Here is a 24,565-nt window from a genome sequence, read left to right on the forward strand (position 1 = left end):
GTTCCTCCCGTTTCGTGGCAGTCTCATCGTATGACGCCGATCACGATGGTGGAGGGGCGTCGCATCCCGCTCAGCAATCTCGACAAGGTCCTGTACCCCGAGACCGGCTTCACCAAGGGCGAGGTGCTGCACTACTACGCCACCGTCGCGGATTCGCTGCTGGCCCAAGTCCACGACCGGCCGGTGTCGTTCCTGCGCTACCCCGACGGCCCGGACGGCCAGCTCTTCTTCACCAAGAACCCGCCGCCCGGCACCCCCGCCTGGGTGAAAACCACCCCGGTGCCTCGCTCCGAGGACCTCTCCGCCGAACAGGTGGTCGTCGCGGACCTGCCCTCCCTCATGTGGGCCGCCAACCTCGTCGTCGAGTTCCACACCCCCCAGTGGCCGGCTGGCAGCCCGGCCGTCGCCGACCGGCTGATCCTCGACCTCGACCCCGGCGCGCCCGCCTCCGTCGTCGAGTGCTGCGCCGTCGCGCTGTGGCTGCGCGAGCGCCTCGCCGCCGACGGCCTGGAGGCGTACGCCAAGACCTCCGGCTCCAAGGGCATGCACCTGGCCGTGCCCCTGGAGCCGACCCCGTCCGACCGCGTGTCGGCGTACGCGAAGGGCCTCGCCCAGCAGGCCGAGCGCGAGCTCCCCGACCTCGCCCTGCACCGGATGGCCAAGTCCCTGCGCCCCGGCAAGGTCTTCGTCGACCACAGCCAGAACGCCGCCGCCAAGACCACCGCCGCCGCCTACACGCTGCGTGCGCGGGCCCGGCCCACGGTGTCCGCCCCCGTCTCCTGGGCGGAGGTCGCCGCCTGCCGCACCCCCTCCGACCTGGTCTTCCTCGCCGACGACATTCCGCCCCGGCTCGCCCGCGACGGGGACCTCTTCGGCCCGCTGACCGACCCCGGCCGGGCCCGCCGGCTGCCCGCACCGCCGGGGACCCGGCCGTGATCCGCGTCGCCCTCGCCGCCGCCGTGCGCACCCTCCCCCGCGGGGCGGGCCTCGCCTACGAGCCGAAGTTCGACGGTTCTCCAGACACTTTGGAATGTCTCATCCGGGTGACTCTCCGGGGCTTCCCGTAGCTGTTCACGTGATCGTCCGTTGGGGTGACTATCGAGTTCTTCGGAACGATGGCAGCGTCCCTCGGAGGGGGTTCTGTGCAGCTGTTCTTCACCAACAAGCGGAAGGTCTGGAAGGTCGGTGAGGTCGCCGGCCTGGGGCACGTCCAGCTCACGGACCTATTCGAGCGACGTCGCATACCCGCAGGGACACCGATCCTGCTCGACGAGGCGATGCGCCCGGTGGAACCGGTCTCGACGTGGTTCCGGAAGATCTCCTTGAGTGGCCTGGACGCGAAGACGATGCGGTCGTACGCGTACACCGTCCTGATGCTGCTGAATTTCCTGGCGGCGCGGGGGCTGGATCTGCGCTCGGCCACCGAGTCGGATATCCAGGAATTCCGGCAGTGGCGGCGTGAGGACGCGGAGGAGCCAGTTGGCGAGGCGACCTGGGACCGTGATTCGGCAGCCATCAGCGGGCTCTACGACTTCCTGCTCCAGGACGGCTTTGTCGAGGTCCGCCCCTGGCGGGCAACGGGGCGGAGAGCATCACTTCGCATGGGAACCAGCCGTGATCTGCGGGTTCGCCATATGGAGCTGGAGCAGTACCTCTACTGCCGGGACGTAGGTTTCGGCGGGCTGGCGCCAGATGCGCGTCTGGACGCGACGTTTCGGGGATGGCGACCGCACCGCAACCGGGCGGCATGCGAGCTCGCGCTCATGACCGGCATGCGCATCCAGGAGTGGGCGACTCTCCTGCTGCCGGAACTCGGGCTGGAAACCGGCCTGCGGCCGCGGACCACGGACGTTGCCCTGGGCGCGTGCGCGAAGTACGGACGACCGCGCTCCGTCTATGTCCCCATGGACGCCATGGAGTTGCTGGACCCGTACCTGCACATCGAGCGCCCGGAGATCGTCGCGAAAGCCCAGTCCACTCTGCGTCGGCAGCGCCGGGATCTCTTTGTGGTCCAGCGATTCGAGGCAGACGCTTCGAAGGTCCGCGGGGTTCTCGACGGCCGAACGGTGACGCGGGTGATCAAGGACATGAAGCCCGATCTCCGCCGTATCACCGTGCTGGAGACCGGAGACGGCCTGGATCCGTTGGCCCTGTTCATTGGGCAGGGAGGGCGGATGCTCACCTTCTCGGGCTGGGACCGGATCCGCTGGCGGGCCTGGGAACGGATGAAGCAGTGGGCAGCTCAGGTCGCGGTTCCGCAGTTGCCTCGCAGCTGCTGGGTCTACCACGACCTGCGGCACACGTTCGCTCTGCGCCTGCTGATCTTCCTTACGCGCGAGGGGTTGAACGACGCCCAGGACCAGGGCCTGCCGATGTCGACGCTTCTGGAGCACATGACCGGCAATCCTCTGCTGGTCGTTCAGCGCCGACTCGGACATGCCCAGCCATCCACGACCTATCGCTACATCCGCTACCTAAAGGACCCCATGCGGGAGGTCGACGATGCCTTCCGTGAGTGGACCGCATCCGGCGGCGCTTCGTACATCACCGTTGCCCGTCATCTGCTGAATCTTGAGGAGCACGTTCATGCCGCGCAGAGGTGAGCACAAGGGCGACTTCCCCACCTCCAGCTCCCGGCTTCCCGCACAGCGTCGGGTCGGCGTCCGAGAGGTCGTCTCCACCGACGGCAACGGGGCGATGGCCGCCGTCGCACTCGATCCGACCGCCTTCGAATGTGAGACGCTGGCCGCGGAGCTCGCCGACGAGTGGGTGGAGCTGGCCGCAGCGGCTGGTCTGCACGCTGGCACCAACCGGCAGTACCGGCGGGCCATCAGGGCGTTCTGCGAGCACGTCGACGCCACAGTTCCCCGTCCTCGTCAGGCATCGCTGGCCCACGCCGAGCCGGATCTGCACCACGCGGTCACCCAGTGGATCCGCGTGCTGCCCTCCGAGCACAAGGCCGGATCACGGACGCCGGCCTGGCTCGCGGGCAAGTTGCGCATTCTCGTGGGCCGCCGGATCGAGCATCGCGAACGTCCCGTGGCGGGGCACCTGCACGGTTGGGTGGACGGCTCTGTCGGCCTGCGTCGCGGGCAGTCACAGGAACTCGACGAGTTCACCCGCAGCGACAAGAAGAGACTCGTACAGACGGCATGGGCCGACCGCCTTGCCATCGAGGCAAGGATCCGACGCGGCTGGGAGCTCGCCGCCAGTGGTACAGATCCAGCCGAGGGAGGGTGGAGTGAACCGGCCAACCTGCTCTGGGCTCTGGCCAACGATGCTTGGACCTGCGGTGAGATCAGTCAGCACCTGCCGGTCTGGTCCGACATGCCGGATTCGCTGCGTGGCTTGCTGCCGCAGGGGATCGCCCCACTCGTCGCCAAGAGGGCCTTGCTGAGATTCCTCGTCCGCCAGCTGTTCCTGAGCAACCTTGACCTTCAGCCGTACCGAGTCCTGCTGATGGTGATCACTGGTCGGGCCCCGGAGGAGGTCACGCTGCTGACTGAAGACGACATCGAGTTCGGCCCACACAGCGTGCTCATCGCCTTCAGTAAGTGGCGGGCCCACTCACACACACGACAGGCATTCAGCACGCCGCCCATGGACACCACGTCCATCCTGCATCCGAGCAAGCCGAGGCTGGACGCCACGGAGATCATTCGACGGCTGCTGGACATGAACCGGCCGCTGGCCCAGCGGGCCGGCATCGCACCGGTTCCGCTGTTCCTCCGAGCGTCGTTGCCCGCCTCCTCGCTGTCGATCTCGCGGATGGACAGAGTGGTCGGCGGTACGTTCCGAGACTGGATGAAGGTCCACGACCTGTCCGTCGATGGTGTCGCGGACATTCGGCGGCTCCGCAAGTCCGGAAAGGTGGAGAAGGCGATCGCCTTCAAGGGCCGGGTCAGCGACATCGCCGACGACCATTCGGTGGAAACCTTCCACGGCCACTACGCCCACGGCACCACGCTGCGGGTCATCGCCGGCAACGTCATCACAGCTGCTCAGCAGCGCTGGTTGACCCAGGCGCTGGACGGTCCGCTCGTGCTCACCGAGGAAGCGGAAGAGTCGCTGCACGAGCCGGGATCGGCCGCCGCCCTGGGCCTCAGCGCCGAGGAAGTGGAACAGCTGCGGGCCGGCCAGATGGATATGGGCGTCTCCAGCTGCCGAGACCCTCTCGACTCGCCATACGGACGGCCGGGCCAGCTTTGCCCCGTCGCCCCCACGCGCTGCCTGGAGTGCCGCAACGCGTTCGTGCTCCCGTCCAACCTGCCCCAGCTGCTGCTGTTCTCCGCTCACTTGGATCAACTTCAGCTGCGGTTGTCTCCGCAGCATTTCCACGCGCTCTGGGGACAGAACCGTGTCAACGTCACCGAGGCGATCAAGGCCCGCACTGACGCGGAGATCAGGCAGGCTCGCCAACACATCGCTGACCAGGGGCTGACTCTGCCGCTTCCTCTCGCCGCACACGTGGAGTTCGACGCATGACCAAGCACCTGCTCCTTCCTCATGGCCGATCGATCTTCCGCGAAGACGAACCTGTCATCCAGTCCCACCCCATGCTGGAGGGGGCGAAACCTCCACGGTTCGACTCCAGGGAGTGCTGGGACCTCAACGGGGTGGTCCGGCGGGCACCGAACATGCAGGCCGCAGGCATGCGCGTCTGGTTTCGCGACCTCAGCCCGGACTGGAATCTCATGGCCCGTGAACTGGCTATGGTCTGGCTCAACCCACGGCATCCGGCCGTCCTCGCTCGCGGACTTCACCTCGGGGCCGACCCTTTGTCCGTCGTGACCGTCGCCCAACGGATGGGACATCTGAGGGCCATGGCCGCGTTCGGCTCTGCCCAAGGGCTGCCCACGAGCATCGACGACTGGAGCGACGCTGACTTTCAGAACTACGTCACGCAGCGATGCGAGACCGGCGAGGCAACCAGCGCCCTCGGACACGTCCATCTGATCAAGGCCCTCTACCGGTTCCGTCACGCTCTCGCATCCGGAGGCCTGCAGCGAGACCCCTGGGCCGGCATTTCCACCAACGCGGTCCTGAATCAGCCCGTCGTCCCGGATCTCAAGACCCCGGTGATCGCACCCCAGACTTGGTTCCCACTGATCCGCGCCGCGTGGACGTACATCAGCGTGTTCGCCCCGGATATCCTGCGTGCCCAATCCCACTGGCAGAACATCCAGGCGCGGGCCCGCAAAATCAGCACAGCCGAGGCAGACCGCCTGTTCAGAGCCTGGGTGTCTGACTCCGCTCACGCGGTTCCCCTGCATGGGGCCGGGACTGCTGAGGGACTCGTCAACTGGTCACTGCTCAGCTGGATGATCGGAGCCCCGCCGAGGCACGTCCAGCTCTTCGGCACCGCGTCAAGGCCAGGACGCGAACGCCGGGGAGTCGTCGAACAGCTCGTCGCCGCCGGCCGTACGCAGGTGGGCCTGGTGGCCGATCTCATCGAGGTATCGCGGCCAGATGGGAGCCGCGGACCGTGGCACCACTCGCTACAACCTCACAGCCTGTGGCTGGAGTGCGTCACCCTACGCAATGCCTGCTACGTGTTCGTTGCCGCGCTGTCGATGATGCGGGACTGCGAGATCCGCGAGATCGTCAAGGGGGCCGTCGTCGAGCATTACGGCACTCCGGCAGTGAAATCCACGAAACGAAAACTGGACCCGGACCTGCCCACGAAGCACTGGTGGATCACCACCCCCGTCGCAGAGGCGATCGACATCGCCTCGCAGTTGTCGCAGCACGACGAATTGGCCTTCGCATCAGCGAGTCCGAGATCCAGCGGCGAGGGATTTGTCAGCGGGCATGCTGTCACCGACTTCCTCACGCATGTCAATCGCTCGCGGCACGTCACTGGCCTCGCGGAGATTCCGCAACAGAACGTCACTCCGCACATGTTCCGTCGGACGATGGCCATGCTCACCAAGGATTTCCCTGGCTCCGAGATCGCGGTCGGCATGCAGCTCAAGCACGCCGCCACCCGAGCCCTGGCCAACCGCACCACGCAGGGCTACATGGATCACGACCCGTCCTGGGCCCGCCACCTGGACACCGCCATCGCAGAGCGTCGGTTCCAGCGGCTCAAGGACCTCTACATCTCCGACAGCCACGGGGAGAGCATCGGTTACGGCCCCGGAGCCGAGCGCATGCGCGAAGCTTTCGCAGCGGTCCGGCAGCAGGCCGAAATCCTCCGCAGCACAGGAAAGGCCCAGCGCGGAGACATCCGCGTCGAATTCGACCTCCTGCGACGCACCCGGATCTCCATCCGCTTCGGCAAACTGAACCACTGCACGATGAACGATGCCGACCCCGTCGGCGCGAAGTGCCTGGAAGACGCCGTTGTCCCCCAGGGCCACCGGGGACCTCTCCTCGACCGCTGCCAGCCATCCCGGTGCGCCAACAGCGTCCTCGGTCCTGAGCACCTGCCCATCTGGCGGGCCGAACGCTCCTCCTTGCTCAGGTTGCTGGACACACCCAAGATCCCCAAGAACCGGCGGGCCCTGCTCGGCGCGCAACTGCAGGATGTCGAGCTCATGATCAAGAGGGCGGACCAGTGACCGTGTCGTCCAAGGCCGAGCAGGCACTCCGGGATGCCATGGAACGGCTCCTATCGGGCAAGCCGAACCGAACCGACGGCGCGCTCACCAAGAACAACCTCTGGCGCGAGGCCGGCGTCAGCCGAGCGACCATGAACCGCGCAACCTCAGCCCTCGCGGAATGGGACAGCCGAGTTGACGAGAGTCCGACTACCGCCCTGGACCGACAGCGCCGCGAGGAGCTCAGTGAAGTGCGCGGCAAGCTCCGCAACAGCCGACAGGAATGCCGGAAGCTCCAGGACCAGGTCGACGCCGCGGCCACCGTCATCGCGGCCCTGCTGGCCGAGAACGCGGCATTCCGCGATCAGCTCGCCAAGAGATCGGCCGTCGTCATTCCACTGGACCGCGCTCACGCCATCCGTGAATGACCTTCGAGCCCGCGCGGGGTGGGGCTGTTCCGGTGACAGACCTGCCGGACCAGCGAGCCCCACTCCGCCCCGAAGACCGGGCAGACAGACCCTGGCGGAATGGAAGAGAGCTCGCCGACGGTAGTCCTTCAACCGCCCCTCGATGTCATGCGTCCGCGGCCGGCCGATGAGATTCCTGAGCAGAACAGCATGCCTGGAGGTCTTCAGTACTCCCTCAAGCTGGATGGGTTCCGCGCACTCGCCTTCATCCTGGAAGGCGGAAGAGCGTTCTTGCAGTCGCGATCCGGAAGGGAACTCACCAGAGAGTTCCCGCAGGTTTCCGCATACCTGCAAGAGAATCTCCCGCCCGGAACCGTCCTGGACGGCGAGCTCTGCGCCTACCGTGACGGGCGACTGAACTTCACCGATCTGCTTCGATCCCACGCCGAACGCGAGCGGTCAGGAATTCCGGTCTACTACATCGCCTTCGACATCCTCGCCATCCCCGGGATGGACGTCAGGGGCTTGCCTCTGTGGGAGCGGTGGGAGCTCCTCGGTGGGGCTTTGGGTGACGCCGAGCCACCCCTTCAGCGTGTGCTGGCCACGCTGGACGAGGAGACCGCACGCCTCTGGTTTCGCGAGATGAGGGTCGTGGGCGTCGAAGGGATCGTGGCGAAGTCGCTCAATTCGACCTATCAGCCGGGGGAAACATGGGCTTGGAGGAAAATCAGGCACTCCGATACTCGAGACGGCAGACTCCTCGGCGTGTTCGGTCCGGAACAGCGACCGCATGCTCTTCTCGTGGAGCTTCCCGACGGCCGAACCGTGAAGACTTCGCCGCGTCTGACTGGAATGCAGGCTCGGCAGGTCGGCGAATCGGTACGCGGCCGCCTGGGAGAGCGGACCGAACATCCCGACCACGGGATCGTCACCCTTCTGATCGAGCCTGTCCTGGTTGAGGTGCGCGAGACGGCCGGCCGCCACGAGACAGCGAGGTTCGTGCGCGTCCGGTTCGAGGGGTGAGCCGGCGGGTCCTGCATCCGAACGCCGTGCCTGCAGTGAGCCCGATAGGTTGTGGGGGAAGAGAGAAGAGTTCCTATGGACTCGCGCATAACCCGCTTGCGACGCAAACTGGCCTGAATCCCCTTCCAGCCCCGTCGCAGCTACTCCTTCGGCAAAGAGCGCCATGCGTGGGTAACTTCATCCGCCCAGGACACCCTCGGTGTTGTCAGTGCCGTCCTGCGTTGCCATCCGGCCGTACCGCCTTGTTGACGCATGGCGCAGCACGGCTTGATCTCGCGGTAGGCGCTGAGCCCGATTCGCTCCACGTCGGCGAGTGAACCTACCCCCCTCAGTCCTTGACCACCGTGTCGAGGAATGCCGTGAACAGCAGGCCCGGGCCTGCTGCGCCGGGCAGTCGGGCTATGACTTGGCCTCGCGGTAGCCACTCAGCGCGCTCAGATCCACTTCGGCGACCAGAGCCTGCCGAGTGGACTCGTCAGTGTTCCGCGCCTGGGTCCATGTGCGGGCGATGTCGACTCCTTGGGCGCGGAGGCGGTTGGCCAGTTCCGCTTCCGGCATGTTCCTGAGGCCTTGGAGCCATGTCGCCGTGAGGTAGGCGGCAGGGTCCTCCTGGTAGCCGCCCTGGGCGGCCGGCTCGCGCAGCAAACGGTCGCGGACGGCGGTCCGCCACGCCCGGTCACGGGCGTACCTGTCGGTCAGGCCGTCCAGGATGCCGAGTGCGCGGGCGTTTTCCGTCGGCGGGAGCGAGAGGGGGGTCCCCGTCGCATCGCCCGGGACGGCGGCGAGCTGCTTGGCCTCGTACCGGGTCTCCGCCAGGCGCAGGATCGCGTACGCCTGCGGATCCTGGGAGACGGCGCGCACGACGTTGCGGAAGACGAGGTGGCCGACTGCCAGGTGATAGGTGCCGGAGGACTCCCACGGGTCGTCGGCCGGGCCCATCTTGAAGACGTACTGGGAGTCGAGTCCGGCGAGCATCTCATGAGTGTCGCCCGCGAAGTCCGCGAGCACGGTGGCCAGCGGCACGCGGAGGGCGGGATCGATCCGGAGATTCTCCGTGTAGCCGAGTCCGGGGGAGTAGAGCACGTCCTTCACGGCCCGGGCCTGCGCCTGCGAGTGCTTGCCCGGCTCGCTCGCGGCCGTGGCCTTCACAATGGCCCGGCCCAGTGCCGCGCAGTTCATCCCGGCCTGGACACCAGCTCCAACGGACGTTCGTACGTGCTCATCCCCCGCCAGGCCGTTGCAGGGAGCCGCCGTGTCGCGTCCGAAGCCAAGCCACGCCACGAGCCCGCCCAGCAACGCCAGGCATACCGCAAGCAACGACCACATCTTGACCGGCACGGTACGGCGGGCTGTCTTTCCCGTCATGGATGGCTCCACTCCTCTTTGCAACCCGGCTCAGTTGGCCGTGTCCGTCAGGTACTTCTGCGCCGTCGCGTTCCCACGGAGATGTCCTTCGAGCACGTCGCGAGTGAGCTTCCGGACGTCGGCTTCGGGAATGTCGGGCCGTTCCTTCGCCCACTCGCGAATCAGGATGGGCATCTGGTTGTTGACGTCGAGGTACTCGTCGGTAATCGCGGGATTGGCCTTGGCATCGACCGCAGCCTTCATCCTGTTGTCCCATTCCCAGGCCCACGTGTCGACGCCGCGCTGGAGCGAGTCACCGAAGGCGACGGACATGGTGGCGCCGGCAGCACCGACGGGTGTGGTGAAGTACAGCGGGGTCACCGCGCCGCCGATGACGTGGTAGGCGACCTTAGCCTTCCAGTCCGCTGCGCTGTAGCCCGCCATCCGGCCGTCGTTGATCACGTCCTCCCTGATGGAACTGAACGTGCCGAGGGCCGTACCCGCCTCGTTGACGGCGTTCGTCACCTCCGATCCCTGCGCTCCCTTGGGGAGATGTTCCAGCGAGATGTCGATGTACCGGGACTCCGCCTTGTGGAGCGTGCCGTAGGCCTCCGGATCGTCCGAGAGCCCGCGCATGAACTGGACCAGGTCCTTCTGGGACGCCGACATATGGGTGGTGCCGCCCTCCTGGAAGTGGCCGGTGCCCATCGCGGAGATGTAGCGGCTGTCCAGGCCGCCCAGGATCTCGTGGGTGTCTGCCGCGTACGAGCCCAGCGCCCGGGCCAGCGGTTCGCGCAGGTTCGCGTCCACACTCTGGGCGGGGCCGAGCTGCTCGATGACGCTGTGCATGAGCCGGGCCTGCGGGTCGGTGTGCTTGAGGGCGGGCCAGGGGTCCTGGCCGGCGCCCAGCGGCGGGTAGCCGGTGGCGCCCGCTTCGATGGCCGCGCCCAGGCCGGTCCGGTTGCTGGCGTCGACCGTGTCGTGGCCGTGTATTTCGATGTTGCCGCGCCAGCTCGCGGTGTTGGTGATCTCCCAGTCCCGCTCCTTGAGCAGGTAGTGGAGGTTGTCGTTCTTCCCGTCGGGACCCGGATCGAGGTACGAGGTGGAGGCGGCAGGGTAGCGGCTCATGATGCCGAGGAGGCCGTCGAGGGGGTCGTGGGCGAACCAAGCCTTGTCCGTGCCACCGTAGTTTCCGTACCGGTCCCAGATATCCGGATTGCCGCCCTGTTTCTTGTCCTCGGCCTTGCGGATGTCGTCCGCCATGTCGTGCAGGAACGGGGCCGAGTAGCCGTCGCCCTGCTGCATCAGGGTGACCAGGCTCTGGTAGCCGCGGACTTTCTGGCTGTGTCCCGGGGCCACCGTGTTGACGTCCTTGCCGGCCCCCTTGAGGTCGTACGAGGCGAGCCCGGCCTTGTCGAGCTGCGTGCGGAAGTTCTTGTAGAAGTCGGACTTGGGGTCCTGCATCGCGTTCGACAGGGAGTTGGCGAGCCCCTTCTCCACGTCCAGGTAGCGCTGCCTGTTGCCCTTGTCGTCGCCGTACGCGTGGTCGTTGAGCTTGTTCGTGAGCTTCAGCGTGTTCTCCGCGCCCATTCCGTTGAGGAAGGTCTGGGTGAACTCCGGGCGTGAGGCGTTGTCGCGGAAGGAACGGTCCAGCTCGGCGTAGTCGGCGGTGGAGACCTTCTCGCCGCTGTTGATGCGGGTGGCGATGTCCTGGGCGTTACGGGCCTCGTAGACCTCGATGTCGCCCTGCGCGTCGGCGTTGAAGCCGTTGAGCTGGTCGTCGGCACCCTTGCCGAAGGCGTCCTTGTTGCTGTCGACACCGACGGCTTCGAGGGCCAACTTGACGCCCTGATCGGCGTCGTCGAAGGCCTGAACGAGATCCCTGATCCGCTGGGACCAGGCCTCGATCGTCTTGTTCAGGGCGGCTACGGCCTCCGGGTGATCCCGCAGGTACATGCGATTCTGACCAGTGAGCTTGCTCTGGTCCTGACTCACGTTCCCCTGGGAATCGACGACCAGTCCCTCCTTGACGGCATCCGCGCAGACGGAATCGAGCCTCTTCTTGAGGTCGACGAACTGGCTGTGAGCGTCACGCAGCAGAGAGGCGACGGCTTTCGCCTGGGTCTGGGCGGCGGCGTATTCGTAGCGCGTGCCGGCGAAGTTGGTGTGGGCAACGCCAGCGCTGATGCCGGTCCAGTCCGGGCCCATCGTGACCTTCTGGACCGTGTCCCTGTACCGCTCCTCGACCTTCTTGATCTCGCCGGCCATGGACTCCCACTTGTCGGCCGCCGTTGTCAGCAGGCCCAGATCCGTGGTCATCACTTCGTTGTACGTAAGCACCGGCTACCCCTATACCCCGTGAAGCTTCGACTGGCCGATCGGCCGGAACTGGTCACCCAGCCCGATGTCGTTGCGCACGAACAGACCCGTTGCACCCCGCAGGGCGATCTTCTCCGAACCGAGTCGGCCCATCAGAACCGCGACCTGCTTGTCCCAGGTCTCCCCGACCTTCTTCAGGCCCGTTGCGGTGTCCCACCCGTCGAAGCCCTTGACGGCAGTATTGGTCGCCTCGTCCGCGTGCTCCGTGGACGTCTTCGTCTTGTCCTCGAGCTCGTTCTCGATCGTGTTCGCAGCCGCCGTCTTCCCCGCCGGCGTGGACCCGAAGGTCCCCGATCCTCCGGGTGCCAGTGGCCCTGCCGGGGCACCCGTGCCGTTCAGTCGCATGCCGACCTGCTGACCCGATACGTTCAGCGCGCGACTGGCCCCACTCCCGGTCGAAATCCCCCATGCTGGGCCCTCCCCCGTTGACCTTTCATGATCATAGACATGGCAACTGCACACAGGCCAAGCCCGCAACGCCGGTGGCCGTCGATCAAGCCATCGGCCGCTCGCGAAGGCCGCCGCGGCTGATCTGATCGCATAAAGCTACTGGTCACAACTCTGCGTCGATGACGGAACTGGTGGGCGTCCAGCGACGCCTCAGCGAGGGCCGCACGGGACTTCGGTGTGTCTCATGAGACACACCGAAGTCTGGAGAACGACGGCCACCGCCTCGTCGTCGTGCGCACCGCCGAGGACGTGGTGCTCCAGGCACGCTCCGGCCGCATCGTCACCTCCGCCTTTCCCGATCTGGCGGCCGCGGCCCGGCAGTTGCCCGCCGAAACCGTCCTCGACGGCGAAGTGGTGGTCTGGCACGGGGGCCGCACCGACTTCGCCCTCGTCCAGCGGCGGGCCGCGGCCACCGCCGCGCGGGCCGCCGTGCTCGCCCAGAGCCTGCCGGCCTCGTACGCGGCGTTCGACGTGCTGGAACTGGCCGGACTGGACCTGCGCGGGCGCCCGTACGAGCGGCGCCGGACGCTCCTGGTCGACCTGCTGCTCCCGCTGGGCCCGCCGCTGCAGCCCGTCCCGATGACGACCGACCCGGAACTGGCCGCCACCTGGTACGAGACCCTGCCCGCCAGCGGGATCGAGGGCCTGGTCGTCAAACGGCTGGACCAGACGTACCCGGCGGGCCGGCGCGGCTGGCAGAAGCTGCGGCACACGGAGGTGCGGGACGCGGCGGTCGTCGGTTACACCGGCACACCGCGGCGCCCCCTCGCGCTGGTCCTGGTGCTGCCGGTGGGGGACGAGACCCCGCTGGTGTCGAGCCCGCTGACGGCCGCGCTGCGGGCGGAGGTCGCGGCGGCGGTGGCGGCGGCCGCGGGCGCAGCCGCCCCTTCCTCCCGCACCGCGCAGGGCGGGGCCGCGGCCGCCGGGGCCACGGCCACCGCGATCGGGCTCGGGGAGGTCCCGTACCGGCCGCTCGACCCGCCGCTGACGGCGGAGGTCCGGCACACGTCGACCCGGCACCCGCCGCCGGAGGTGCTCAGACTGCGGACGGACCTCTGACCTGCACCGTGGGGTGGTGCAGGTCAGAGGAGACCGGGCGAGCGGGACGGGTCAGGGGCGGCTCATGCGTTCCCGCTCGGCTTGTACACCGGAGGCTCGCCCCTCGGGGGCTGCTGCGGCCCCGGGTACGACGGCGGGTTCCGGTAGCCCGAGTCCCGCTCGGATCTGGCGTCCTCTTGGTGGCTGTGGGTGGTGGAACCGAAGTTCCCGTAGCCCTGCATCTCGTGCGGGCGCAGCCCGCCCTCCGGGATCTCCACGGGTTCACGTTCCTCCCGCAGCTCGTAGACCGCGCCGCCGTCGGGCAGGTGCGGCTGGCTCTCCGCGGTCGGCGGCGGGGGCTCCTTGGCCCGGACCCGCTGGCCGAGCTTGAAGCCGGCGAGCAGGAAGCCGACCACGGCGATCCCGACGACCAGGAACCACGCGCTGTGGGTCAAGGTCTGGTCCAGACTCAGGGTCATTTCCATACATACTATTTTCCCCGATAGGTACTGTTTCACCGAAAGGCCGGGAAAGTCACCTCGTCCGCCCGGCGCGTGACTACCGGGCCGAATCCGGGGCAGGCGCCGGGACGACCTCCCCGAAGGGAGCCCGAAAATGCCCCGCGGATCTTCGCCCGAACGAGAACGCCCCTACGAGGACGGGCCGTCACCGGACGGTTTGCCCTCCGGCCCGTCCTCCGGCCTGCGCGGCGGCCCGCGCGCCCGCACGGGCGCGCAGGAGCCGACGTACGAACAGCTCTACGCGGAGGCCAGGCGCCGCAACATCCGCGGCCGCTCCGACATGAACAAGACCCAGCTCAAGCGGGCACTCGGCAGCTGACTAGCGCAGCGGTCCGTCGGAGTCCCGCAGCGCCCGGACCTCGTGGCCCCCGAGGACGGCCAGGATCTCCGCGCAGATGGCCAGCGCCGTCTCCGGGGGCGTCCTGGCCCCGAGGTCCAACCCGATCGGCCCGTGCACCCGCGCCAGGTCCGCCCCGGACACCCCGGAGGCGAGCAGGCCCTCGCGCCGCCGCGCCGTGGTCTTGCGGGAGCCGAGGGCGCCCACGTACGGGATCCCGAGCGCGAGCGCGGTGCGCACGGTCGGCACGTCGAACTCCGGATCGTGGCTCAGCATCACCAGGCAGGCGGCGTCCCGGCGCGCGGTCAACTGCTTCTCCGCCTCGGCGACGGAGCCGACGAGTCCGGCCCCCCAGCCCAGCAGCAGGGCCTGTGCCTCGATGATCTCGGCGAGTTCGCCGCCGCCTCCGATGACGACGTACGGCGCGGACGGGTACGCCTCGACGAACACCAGCCCGCGCTCCCCGTACAGGGCGTCGCGCCCGGGGCGACGCGTGGCCAGCAGCTCGCCGGCACGCCGCCCGGCGTCGTCGGCGGGTACGTCCACGGCCCGCACCACCTCGCTCACCGCGTGCTCGGCCTGCGCGTCCAGCCGGGTCACGAGCGCGACTCCCGCGCCCTCACCGAGCAGGTCCCACCACTGCGCGGGCACCGCCGACAGTGGCTGGAGCAGGATCTCGGCCCGACCGCCGCAGGTCAGCTTCGCCTCCACGGCCTCGTCGGCGCCCACCGAGACGTCACACACCCGCGCGGTGGCACCGGCCGCCATGGCCCCGGCCTCCGCCGCCAGCTCGGCGTCGAAGACCCCCCGGTACAGGGCCCCGACGCACTCCCCGCGGACGTCCACGAGCAGGGCCCCGGCGGGGTCCCGCGGTCCGAATCCCTGCTCGGCCACCGGCCGGGCCAGGAATCCGGCCCGCCCCTCGGCCGTCCACCGCTGCGCCGTCTCCACCAGCTCACGCATCGCGCTGCCCCATCCTCATCGTCAGAGCCCACCGCAAAGCACCAGGTCAGCGGCGCAACGCGGCCTCACGACCAACCTACGCACGCAGCCCACCCCTACCCACCCCCCAAAACCCACAGACCCGGACCCACCTCCCTCGTACGGACCACCGGACCCGAGTTGCACGCGAGCGCCGGGAGGGGTTGGTTCGAAGTACGGCACGCAACGTTGGGGATGACCCGAAATGCTCTTCACGGACCGCGACGACGCAGGACGCAGACTCGGCACGGCGCTGGGCCCGTACGCGGCGGAGCATCCCGTCGTCCTCGGGCTGCCGCGGGGCGGGGTCCCGGTCGCCTTCCACGTGGCGCGCGCCCTCGGCGCGCCCCTCGACGTGATCGTCGTGCGCAAGCTCGGCGTCCCGTACCAGCCCGAGCTGGCATTCGGCGCGATCGGAGAAGGTGGCGTACGCGTGATCAGCGACGACATCGTCCGCCGCGGCCGGCTCGACCCGCAGGCCATCGCGTCCGTCGAACGGGCGGAACAGTCGGAGCTCACCCGCCGGTCCGCCCGCTACCGCGCGGACCGGCCGCAGGAGGACCTCCGCGGCCGCACGGTGATCGTGGTCGACGACGGCATCGCGACCGGTGCCACGGCGGCCGCCGCCTGCCAGGTCGTACGGGCGCAGGGCGCGGCCCGGGTCGTGATGGCCGCCCCGGTGGCGCCGCCGGACGCGCTGACCCGGGTGGCCGCGGTCGCCGACGAGGTGGTCTGCCTCTCCACACCGCCGGGCTTCTCCTCGGTCGGACAGTGGTACCGGGACTTCTCCCAGACCTCGGACGAGGAGGTCGTCTCCCTGCTCGCCCAGTCGCCGCGCCGGCCGGCCCCGACGGAACATGCCGAGGTGGAAGTGGAGGTGGAGGCGGCGGGCCTGCGGCTGCCCGGCGACCTCACCCTCCCGCCGGGCGCGAGCGCGGTGGTGGTGTTCGCGCACGGCTCGGGCAGCAGCCGCCACAGCCCGCGCAACCGCCGGGTGGCCGCGGACTTGAACCGGGCCGGCCTGGGCACCCTGCTGTTCGACCTGCTCACCCCGGCCGAGGAGGCGGACCGCTCGAACGTCTTCGACATCGACACCCTGGCCGCCCGCCTCGCCGCCGCCACGGCCTGGCTCGGCACCAGGTACCTGGTCCCGCAGGCCTACTTCGGCGCCAGCACGGGCGCGGCGGCCGCCCTGGCCGCGGCGGCTTCCCCGGACTCACCGGTCTTCGCGGTGGTCTCCCGCGGCGGCCGCCCGGACCTGGCGGGCCCCCTGCTCGCCGGGGTCCGGGCCCCCACGCTCCTGATCGTCGGTTCCGAGGACCACCAGGTCCTCGCCCTCAACCGCGAGGCGCAGACCCGCCTGCGCTGCGAGAGCCGGCTGGAGGTCGTCGAGGGCGCCACCCACCTCTTCGAGGAACCCGGAACCCTCGAAGAGGTGTCCTCCCTCGCCGAGAACTGGCTCAGCACCCACCGCCCGTAGCCCGCGACGGGTCGAGGAGGGGGGCCGCGCGGGTGATCGGCGCCGCGACATGAGTCACAAAGTGATCATTTAGGCACAAAACGTCGACAATGGCTTCGTTCGTAGCCCGAGGCGCGCGCTTGCGGGCGTGACACCTCCAAGTCCCGTGAGGACGGTTCTCTTGAGTCATCGAACGATCCGAACCAGACGCCTGAAGTCCGCCACCATGGTCTCGGCCGGTGTGCTCGCCGTGGCGCTCAACGTCGTCCCGGCCACGACGGCCATCGCCGACGCGATCCACCGGTCCGGCACCGACACCGCTGTCGCACTGCCCGGCCCGTCCGGCGTCATGGGTGATGACGACCACGGCGGCCAGCGCGGCCCCCAGGGCCGGCCGGGGAGGCCGGGCCACGACGGCAGGCCGGGCCGCGATGGTGCTCAGGGCCCCCAGGGCTACCAGGGTGCGTCCGTCGGGCTGGTCACCTACGTCAACACCGCGTCGGACAGCGACGGCAGCGTGATCGCCGCGTGCGAGACGGGTGACCGCGCCACCGGCGGCGGCTTCCTGACGGCCGCCGGTAACGTCCGCACCAGCCGCCCCGTGGGCACCTTTCCCAACGGATGGCAGGCCGAAACCGTCGCGAGCCAGGACATCACCGCCTACGTGGTGTGCGCCGACTTGACGCCGTGACGTCCCTCTCTGCTTGAACGACGGTGCCCCGGGGCGTCGGCCCCGGGGCACCGTCGTGTGTGGTCCGCGCCTAGACCAGCAGCGGTCCGCCGCACCGTGCGGCGCCCTCCTTCATCGCGATGAGGTTGGCGACGACGTACGAGATGTCGTTCTTGGAGTGCCACTCGGTCGGGAAGTAGGTGACCAGCCGCGACGACTGGAACTTGGCTTCGATCGTCGGCACGAAGGCGCGGTACTGCTCGTCCGTGTAGTACCAGAACGAGTTCTCGTTGTAGTACGCGACGTGCGTCGGGTCCTGGTACGCACCGCGCCCGTCGGGGCTGGGCGTCATGGTGATCAGCATTGCGCCCGGTGCCAACAGTCGGTACAGCTCGTTGATCAGCGGCACCTTCGAGGGCACGTGCTCCAGGAAGTCCACCGCCCGCATCACGCCCACGGATCCGTCGGGCAGGTCCAGCTTCCCGGGCAGCGTCGCGACGATGTCGACGCCCTCGCCCGGGTACTGGTCGACGCCCAGGTAGCCGGGCGGCTTGCGGTGGGCCGCGCCGAGGTCCAGCGCGAGCAGTCCGCGCCGCTGGGTCCACGCGAGGGCGTTGGCCTCGACGTACTTGTCGTACAGGACGACCGTCTCGCGCTGGATGTGCGCGTTGATCTCCGGGTCGCTCTGGGTGTTCGCGGGGTGCACGCGCTGGAGGTACAGGCAGCGGTTGATGTGGTGGAAGTCCCCGATGTGGAAGAGGCGGCACATCAGGTCCTGGTCGTCCAGGACCGTCCGCGCCGCGTCGTACCCGCCGGCCTGCTCGTAGCTCTCCTTGCGGAAGGCCCGTACGTGGTTGGGCGCGTACCAGATGTAGGAGACGTTGTGCGGGGTCGGCGCCATCGAGATGATCTGCTGCAGCTTGCGGCCGTCGACCTCCACCTCCTCGTACTGCCAGCCGCACGATGCGTCCCAACGGCTGTCGTCGCGGCTGCCGTCCTCGGTGATCTGCGCGGTGTTGCTGTAGACGAAGACGGCCCCGGGGTGCTCGTCGAACGCCGTGCCGAGCTCCGCCAGGCACGCCTTCGCCAGCAGGTCGTCGTGGTCGAGTTCCACGAGGATCTCGCCGCGCGCGAGTTCGCAGGCCCTGCGCTTGGCCGCTCCGACGCCCTGGACCTCGTCCGCGATCACCACGCGGACCCGGTCGTCGGGCCGCTCCGGCCGCCATCGGGCGCCGTTGTTGAGCAAGACGATCCACTCCCAGTCCTGACAGGTCTGCGCCTGTAGGGTCGCCAGGCACTCGTCGAGGAAACGAGGCCGGTGGCTGGGCGTGAAAACGGAGAACCTCGGTGTCGCGGTCGACGTCATCTGGTGCTCCCAGGTGGGGTGTCTTTCCGCGCGACGTTACGAGGGCGCCCTGCTGATGCCGCCGTATGGCAGGCAGCCGGGGCCCAAGTCCACTCGAATGTACGTTTAGACCAGCCAGCCCGCGTCGCGGGCGATGCGGATGGCGTCGACGCGGTTGCGAGCCTTCAGTTTCATCACGACGGTCGTCAGGTAGTTGCGCACGGTCCCGGTGGACAGGTGGAGCTCCCCGGCGATCTCGGTGGCCTCCGACCCCTGGGCGGCCATGCGCAGCACCTCGGTCTCGCGGTCGGTCAGCGGGCTCTCCAGGCCGTTCCACGCGGCCACGGCCAGCTTGGAGTCGATGACCCGCTGGCCGGCCACCACCCGGCGGATGGCGCTGGCCAGTTCCTTCGGGGAGTCGTCCTTGAGGAGGTAGCCGGAGACCTGGGCCGCCAGGGCCCTGCGCAGGGTGCCGGGGCGGCCGAGGCTGGTGAGCATCAGCGTCCGGCATTCCGGGAGGTGTTCGTGGATCTGCATCGCGGCGCTCAGCCCGTCGAGCCCGGGGAGGTCGATGTCGATGATCGCGATGTCCGGCCGGACGTCCAGGGCGGCGGCCAGGATTTCGTCGCCGCGCGAGAGTTCGCTGACGACCTCCAGGTCGTCCTCCAGGTCGAGCAGGGCGACGAGCGCTCCGCGCACCATGTTCATGTCTTCGGCCAACAGGATCCTGATCACCGTGACGAGCCCCCCGTCCGCGCGGTCGATCTTGTTCAACAGATCATAGCAACTCGCCCGGTTCCGGCTTCCGGACGGCTTGGTGCACCGTCAGTTCAGGCGACGAGCCACGTGCGTTCGCCCTCCGTGGACTCGTCCAGGTCTGGATCGACGTCCCCGTGCGCCGGCACCCGCGCGACCAGCCGGAACACGTTGCCGGGGCCCCTGTTGACCGTCAGTTCGCCGCCCACCGCCCGAACGCGCAGTCCCAGGTTGCCCAGGCCGCTACCGCTGTGCGGCGAGCTGTCGCGGTACCCCTCGGTGACGCCGTCGTTGGTGACCGACAGCGTCATCAGCCCGTCCTGCTCGACGGCGGTGATCTCGCAGTGCGCGGCCCGGCTGTGGCGCAGCACGTTCGTGACGGCCTCCCTGAGCACGGTGGCCAGCACCGTGTCCACCGGGGAACTGACGTCGCCCATGCGGATGTCGGTCACCGCTTCGACCTCGGCGGCGCCCAGTACGGACCGGGCCGAGGCGATCTCTTCCTCCAGCGACATGTCCCGGTACCCGCTCGCCACCCGGCGCACGTCGGCCAATGATTGGCGGGAGATGGCCAGTACGTCCTCGATCTCGCCCATGGCCCGGGCCGGATGGGCCGGGATCAGGCGGTGGATGAGTTCGCCCTTGAGTTGGATCGCGGACAGGCTGTACCCGAGCAGGTCGTGCAAGTCGCGGGCGAAGCGCAGGCGTTCGCGGGTGACCGCGGCGCGGGTGAGTTCACCGCGGCTCGCGTGCAGGACGCGGACCAGCTCGGACAGCCGGGTGAGGCCGAACGTCACCAGCCCGGTCAGTAGGGTCGTCTGCACCAGGTAGATGCTGTCGAGCACGGGCCGGCCCTCCTGTAGCGGGGGCACGAGCATGCTGATGCCCACGAGCCCGTACAGGATCCAGCCCAGGCGCGGCGGCAGGAGCAGCAGCAGGGAGCCCGCGAGGAAGCCCGCCATCGCGCCCCACTGCGATTTCAGGGCGAACAGCGGCAGGTAGGTGAAGGCGGCCTGGGCTCCCAAGGTCATCGCCCTGCGGGTGACGGGCACGTGCTGGGTGCTCGTCCGGGAGTGCAGCAGCTGGAGGGCGAAGACCGCGCCCAGGCAGCCCAGGGCGGCGGCCAGGGCGGGTCCTTCGACTCCGGCGCTGAGGATGTTCAGGGCGGTGATGCCGACGTAGCAGAGGAGCGCGGCGATCAGGATGACCTGGGCCATCCGGGGCGCGGGTAAGTCCCGGCTACGTCGCAGAATGCCCTCGACCAGGACCGCCTCCGACGGTCCATCCGAGGACTTGAGGCGGCCAGGCATGTCAATCCCCCTTTGGTGTTTCTGTGTTACATGCCAGGTGTGAGCATAGGCGAGGGGTGTGACCGAGAGGCGTGATTCGATCGCTCACACGAACAGTGGAACGGGGTTGAGCTGGTCGTACGGAGTGGCTTCGGCCAGCCGCCCGAGGTGCACCGGAACGTCGAAGAGCCGGCCGGGCCCGAACCTCGCCCAGAAATGCCGCAGTCCTGGTACGACCACTTTCGTCACGGGAATATTGAGGTCAGGTCGGCTCTGGTCGAGCACCAGCAGATCCATCCCGTTGGTCCGGACCATCTCTGTGATCATGTGCACGTCATCCAGTAGATCCGCGTTGCGGACCGAAGGCCAGTGGGCCCGTGTCCGGGACTCGGTCATCGGATCGGCCCCGAGATATGGCTGGTTGGCGACGGTGGCCCCGCGCCACCACGACAGGGGCTCCGGATCGGTGATCCGGTAACCGGTGCCGTCCGTCCGTACATCGCCGACCACCGGCAGCAGTTGCCCCAGCTCCGACATGGCCCGGCCCAGCGCCACCCGCGGGTCGAAGTGCGCGCCGAAGCCGAAGACCACATCCTCCGCGGGCTTGTCGGTACGCCGCGACAGCGCCGCGAACACCGGAACGCCCAGGTCGGAGGTGAGGTCGAGCGCCCACACCTCCCGGTTCATCCGGCGCAGCCCATGGCGGAACCGCTCGATCCACTCGTCCTCGAAGGAAGACAGGTCCACCCCGGGCTGCCGGGTGCGGTTGTACCACCACAGGGCCACCGCGTCCCGCTCCACCAGCTCCAAGAAGCCCTGCACCAGCGCGTCCTCGGGGCTGCTGCCCGCCGCGTTGCCGTTGGAGTCGGCCCACGGTTCGTCGTGGGAAGCCGCGCCCCGCCCGAAGTACAGCATCGAGGTCGGCAGCAGCCGCTGGACGCCTTCGGTCAACGACCACACCGGGGTCCAGTCGGTGGGGCGGTCCTCGTCGAACGGCGCGGACACGTAGTGGAACCGGGAGTGCCGCGCGTTCCACCGCTCCCGCTCCGCGTACTGGCGGGCGCTGTAGAGCTGGCAGTCGTTGGGGTGCACGGCGTCCTTGCCCAGGCCCCGCAGGGAGTCGCGTACGATCGGCTCGTCGCCCTGCCGCGTACCGCTGTAGCGCTCGACCGCCTCGCACAGCGCACTGGTGCGCGCCTCCTCCTCGGTGCGGCCCTTTCCGCCGCTGAGCGCCCGAAGACCGGAGCTGAGGCCGGCGAACGACGCCGACTCCATGGCCAGGTTGTGCCCGGAGGTGTACGCGTGGACGAAGCCGGGCGTACCGGAGGCCCTGCGGATCTCCTTGACCACCCCGGTCACCGGGTCCACGAGGTGCCCGTGCGTCCGCAGCATCTGCGCCGCCGTCAGGGCGCGGTCCCCGCCCCCGGTCGCCGCCGCCTTGGGCCGCGACACGGGGACGAACGGCTCCCCGGTCCGGCGGGCCACCAGGCCGGGGTCCCCGCAGGCCGCGCACTGCGGACGTCGGCCCACCGGGTGGCTGGCGGTGCGCAGGCGCAGCGTGTCGAAGGTGCGGACGTGCCCCTGCTCCGGATCGCGCAGCCCGGCCAGCCACTTCGCGCTCTCCAGCACGGCGAGGTTGACGGCGAGCGCCGTCCCGGCCGCCAGCCCGGCGGCCGGCCGCGGTACGGGGCCGTCCAGGCCCAGCGCGCGCCGGACCGGCACCTCGGAGTGGCGGTGGCCGCGCAGCCGCACGGCCAGGCAGTGCCAGCAGGGGCCGGAGCCGGGCACGAAGAACGGGCCGACCCAGGGGTCCGTCCCGCACAGCTTGGCGAGCACCCACGGCCGGCCGGCGGCGCGGTGGGCGGCGTCCACGGCGGCCAGTTGCGGGGAGAGGAAGTCGTCGCACAGGACGAGCACCAGGTCGGCGGCGCGGGGGTCGTCGGTGACCGGGACGCCGGACGCCCGGCAGGCCTCGGCCACCGGCACCGGGTCCAGGCCGGGGAGCGCCTCGATCGCGACGCGGGCCCGGGCCAGGCCTGCGGCGGCCAGCCCGCCGTCCAGCCCGGCCAGGTCCCAGTACGCCTCGGCCTCGGCGCTGCGCGGAGCCACCGCCCCGGCGTCCGCGGACACGGCGGCCGGGGCGGTGGAGCGGATCAACCCGGCGTCGGCCAGGGAGCGGAGGGCCGCCTCGGTGTCCTGGTCGCCCAGGATCCGTGAAGCCTCCTGGCGGACCGCCCCGACGGTCCGGGTCCCGTCGAGCAGCGGTACGAGGACCTCCGCCCCGCTCCCGCTCAGGGCGGTCACCCCGCGCCGCGACACCAGGTAGGCGGCGTCGCCGGGGACGACCGTCGGCCGCAGGTGGGACTTGAACCCCACCAGCGTGTCGCCGGCCGCCGGCCGTGCCGTCGGCGGCGTGCCGGGCCGCTGGGGCTCGGCAGCGCTCATGCTCCCAGCCGTCCGGCGATCGGCGTCGCCGGGCCCGTGACCTGCGTCCGGCTGCAGACGGTGAACAGGGCGTACGCGGTGTCGGGCAGGGCGTCGAGGTTCTCGATCACCAGGCCCGGCTCCGAGGAGCGGGCGGGCAGCGGTGCCGAGCCGGTGCCGGGGTTGATACGGGCGTTGGCCGAAATGCTGGTCATGGCGGTTGGTTCCCTCTGCGTCGTCGTGGCGCGGGTTCGATCCGTTCACGACGATTCTGCGAGGATCCGGTGATCGCAGGACAGTGCCCCGGTCACCACCGGAAGGTGAAGATTTCACATGCTGCGGTGCCTCCCACACCTTCCCGGACTCAGGGCAGCCAGCGTAAGGGCAGGTGGCGGGGGCCGCGGATGAGGAGGCCCGTGCGCCAGGCGAGGTCCGCGGGGTCGGCGTTCAAGGACAGGGCGGGACAGCGCTCCAGGAGCGCCGCGATCGCCGTTCGGGCCTGGAGCCGGGCCAGCGGGGCACCCAGGCAGTAGTGGATGCCGTGGCCGAAGGCGATGTGGCCGCCCGCAGCGCGACGGATGTCGAAGCGGTCCGGATCGGGGAACCGCGCCGGGTCCCGGTCCGCGTCGGCGAGTGCGACCAGCACCAGTTCGCCGCCTCCCGGGATCACCTCGCCGGCGATCTCCGTCGGCCCGGTGGTGAAGCGGTACGTGGTGGTCTCGACCGGCCCCTCGTACCGCAGCATCTCCTCGACCGCGTTGTCGATGAGCGAGGGATCGGCGCGCAGAGCGGCGAGCTGGGCGGGGTGCCGGAGCAGGGCGAGGACCCCCGTCGCGATCAGATGGGCGGTGGTCTCGAAACCGGTGACGAGCAGCAGCCAGGCCATGCCGATGAGTTCGTCTGCGGAGAGCCGGTCGCCGTCCTCGTCGGTGGTGCGGACCAGGGCGCTCATCAGGTCCTCGCGGGGCCGCGTGCGCAGGTCGTCCACCATGGCGACGAGGTACCGCGTCATCGCCGCCGTCGCGGCCGTCCTGGTGTCCCGGTCCGGGCTGCTCAGGGCCTGTTCGGCCCAGTCGCGGAACGCGGCACGGTCGAGGGAGGGCACCCCGAGCAGCTCGCAGATGATGCCCATGGCCAGGGGGAACGCGAGGGCCTCGACGAGGTCGGCCTCCCCGGTGGGCCGGGCGAGCATGGCGTCGAGGAGCTCGCCCGTCAGTGCCCGTACCCTCGGAGCGAGCGCCTCGACGCGGCGGGGCGTGAACTCCCTGGCCACGAGCCCCCGCAGCCGGGTGTGGTCCGGCGGGTTCGAGCTCAGCAGGTTCTCGCCCGCGGAGAGCCGGGCCAGCGGCAGCGCGGGCGAGGCGTCCTTCCACGACTTCGACAGGGTGGGCTCGGTGAGCGCGGCCCGGCACGCCGCGTGGCCGACGACGAGCCAGGCCTGCGCACCCTCGGGCACCCGGATCCGGTGCACCGGACCCCGGGCGCGGAGCGCGGCGTACACCGGATGGGGATTCCTGGTGAATTCCTCGCCCAGCGTCGCGAAGTCCGCCGCGATTTCCGTTCCCACAGTGATTGCATTCCCTTCGGTAAAGGGGGCGGC

At 69.5% G+C, this 24,565-nt stretch carries 20 protein-coding genes and 1 pseudogene; 10 read left to right on the forward strand and 11 right to left on the reverse strand.

Annotated features, from left to right (window positions below):
- Positions 1-30 precede the first annotated feature (30 nt).
- From ligD to OG974_RS27870, 6 genes are all read left to right on the forward strand, one after another.
- Positions 31-936 carry a non-homologous end-joining DNA ligase gene (gene ligD, locus OG974_RS27845; RefSeq protein ID WP_327285412.1) on the forward strand — a complete coding sequence of 302 codons (906 nt, stop codon included), beginning with the start codon at positions 31-33 and terminating at the stop codon, positions 934-936.
- A gap of 206 nt (positions 937-1,142) precedes the next feature.
- A complete protein-coding gene (locus tag OG974_RS27850) occupies positions 1,143-2,603 on the forward strand; it encodes a site-specific integrase (RefSeq protein WP_327285413.1) in 1,461 nt (486 codons plus the stop codon).
- On the forward strand, positions 2,587-4,485 hold the full coding sequence (locus tag OG974_RS27855) for a hypothetical protein (RefSeq protein WP_327285414.1): 1,899 nt from the start codon (positions 2,587-2,589) through the stop codon (positions 4,483-4,485). The genes OG974_RS27850 and OG974_RS27855 overlap by 17 nt, the downstream gene beginning before the upstream one ends.
- The gene (locus tag OG974_RS27860) at positions 4,482-6,563 is read left to right on the forward strand and encodes a hypothetical protein (protein WP_327285415.1); all 2,082 of its coding nucleotides are present in this window, start codon (positions 4,482-4,484) and stop codon (positions 6,561-6,563) included. The genes OG974_RS27855 and OG974_RS27860 overlap by 4 nt, the downstream gene beginning before the upstream one ends.
- 2 nt (positions 6,564-6,565) lie before the next feature.
- Complete coding sequence (locus OG974_RS27865; RefSeq protein ID WP_327285416.1) at positions 6,566-6,970, forward strand: hypothetical protein; 405 nt, start codon at positions 6,566-6,568, stop codon at positions 6,968-6,970.
- Between the two features lie 99 nt (positions 6,971-7,069).
- Entirely contained in the window at positions 7,070-7,972 is a 903-nt protein-coding gene (locus OG974_RS27870; RefSeq protein WP_327285417.1) for a DNA ligase, read from the forward strand.
- A gap of 399 nt (positions 7,973-8,371) precedes the next feature.
- Here OG974_RS27870 and OG974_RS27875 read toward each other — a convergent pair whose 3' ends face one another.
- From OG974_RS27875 to OG974_RS27885, 3 genes are all read right to left on the reverse strand, one after another.
- Complete coding sequence (locus OG974_RS27875; RefSeq protein WP_371644791.1) at positions 8,372-9,151, reverse strand: hypothetical protein; 780 nt, start codon at positions 9,149-9,151, stop codon at positions 8,372-8,374.
- A gap of 216 nt (positions 9,152-9,367) precedes the next feature.
- Entirely contained in the window at positions 9,368-11,635 is a 2,268-nt protein-coding gene (locus OG974_RS27880; RefSeq protein ID WP_327285419.1) for a DUF6571 family protein, read from the reverse strand.
- A 30-nt stretch (positions 11,636-11,665) separates the two neighbouring features.
- Positions 11,666-12,040: a hypothetical protein gene (locus OG974_RS27885; protein WP_327285420.1), complete on the reverse strand. Its 375-nt coding sequence runs from the start codon at positions 12,038-12,040 to the stop codon at positions 11,666-11,668.
- Between the two features lie 282 nt (positions 12,041-12,322).
- Between OG974_RS27885 and OG974_RS27890 the strand changes: the two genes are divergently transcribed.
- Positions 12,323-13,204: an ATP-dependent DNA ligase gene (locus OG974_RS27890; RefSeq protein WP_327285421.1), complete on the forward strand. Its 882-nt coding sequence runs from the start codon at positions 12,323-12,325 to the stop codon at positions 13,202-13,204.
- Positions 13,205-13,266: 62 nt separating this feature from the next.
- On the opposite strand, the gene OG974_RS27895 is transcribed toward OG974_RS27890, so the two are convergent.
- Entirely contained in the window at positions 13,267-13,662 is a 396-nt protein-coding gene (locus OG974_RS27895; protein WP_327285422.1) for a DUF6479 family protein, read from the reverse strand.
- A gap of 214 nt (positions 13,663-13,876) precedes the next feature.
- Between OG974_RS27895 and OG974_RS27900 the strand changes: the two are divergent.
- A pseudogene (locus OG974_RS27900) lies at positions 13,877-14,023 on the forward strand (plasmid stabilization protein); the annotation flags it as partial.
- On the opposite strand, the gene OG974_RS27905 reads toward OG974_RS27900, so the two are convergent.
- Positions 14,024-15,004: an XdhC family protein gene (locus tag OG974_RS27905; RefSeq protein WP_327285424.1), complete on the reverse strand. Its 981-nt coding sequence runs from the start codon at positions 15,002-15,004 to the stop codon at positions 14,024-14,026. It lies immediately after the preceding pseudogene.
- Positions 15,005-15,227: 223 nt separating this feature from the next.
- Here OG974_RS27905 and OG974_RS27910 point away from each other — a divergent pair, with 223 nt between their 5' ends.
- Together OG974_RS27910 and OG974_RS27915 are read left to right on the forward strand one after the other, a co-directional pair.
- On the forward strand, positions 15,228-16,502 hold the full coding sequence (locus tag OG974_RS27910) for a phosphoribosyltransferase (RefSeq protein ID WP_327285425.1): 1,275 nt from the start codon (positions 15,228-15,230) through the stop codon (positions 16,500-16,502).
- Positions 16,503-16,662: 160 nt separating this feature from the next.
- On the forward strand, positions 16,663-17,172 hold the full coding sequence (locus OG974_RS27915; protein WP_327285426.1) for a hypothetical protein: 510 nt from the start codon (positions 16,663-16,665) through the stop codon (positions 17,170-17,172).
- A gap of 70 nt (positions 17,173-17,242) precedes the next feature.
- Here the strand turns inward: OG974_RS27915 and OG974_RS27920 are convergent, their stop codons facing one another.
- The 6 genes from OG974_RS27920 to OG974_RS27945 form a co-directional block, all read right to left on the reverse strand.
- A complete protein-coding gene (locus OG974_RS27920; RefSeq protein WP_371644794.1) occupies positions 17,243-18,517 on the reverse strand; it encodes a glycosyltransferase in 1,275 nt (424 codons plus the stop codon).
- 105 nt (positions 18,518-18,622) lie between these two features.
- Positions 18,623-19,231 carry a DNA-binding response regulator gene (locus OG974_RS27925; protein ID WP_082410840.1) on the reverse strand — a complete coding sequence of 203 codons (609 nt, stop codon included), beginning with the start codon at positions 19,229-19,231 and terminating at the stop codon, positions 18,623-18,625.
- Positions 19,232-19,326: 95 nt separating this feature from the next.
- Complete coding sequence (locus OG974_RS27930) at positions 19,327-20,469, reverse strand: histidine kinase (RefSeq protein ID WP_327285428.1); 1,143 nt, start codon at positions 20,467-20,469, stop codon at positions 19,327-19,329.
- Positions 20,470-20,646: 177 nt separating this feature from the next.
- On the reverse strand, positions 20,647-22,986 hold the full coding sequence (locus OG974_RS27935) for a TOMM precursor leader peptide-binding protein (protein WP_371644797.1): 2,340 nt from the start codon (positions 22,984-22,986) through the stop codon (positions 20,647-20,649).
- On the reverse strand, positions 22,983-23,180 hold the full coding sequence (locus tag OG974_RS27940) for a hypothetical protein (protein WP_327285430.1): 198 nt from the start codon (positions 23,178-23,180) through the stop codon (positions 22,983-22,985). The genes OG974_RS27935 and OG974_RS27940 overlap by 4 nt, the downstream gene beginning before the upstream one ends.
- A 149-nt stretch (positions 23,181-23,329) precedes the next feature.
- Complete coding sequence (locus tag OG974_RS27945) at positions 23,330-24,532, reverse strand: cytochrome P450 (RefSeq protein ID WP_371644800.1); 1,203 nt, start codon at positions 24,530-24,532, stop codon at positions 23,330-23,332.
- Positions 24,533-24,565 lie beyond the last annotated feature (33 nt).

Source organism: Streptomyces sp. NBC_00597, assembly GCF_041431095.1.
In the GTDB taxonomy this organism is placed as follows: domain Bacteria; phylum Actinomycetota; class Actinomycetes; order Streptomycetales; family Streptomycetaceae; genus Streptomyces.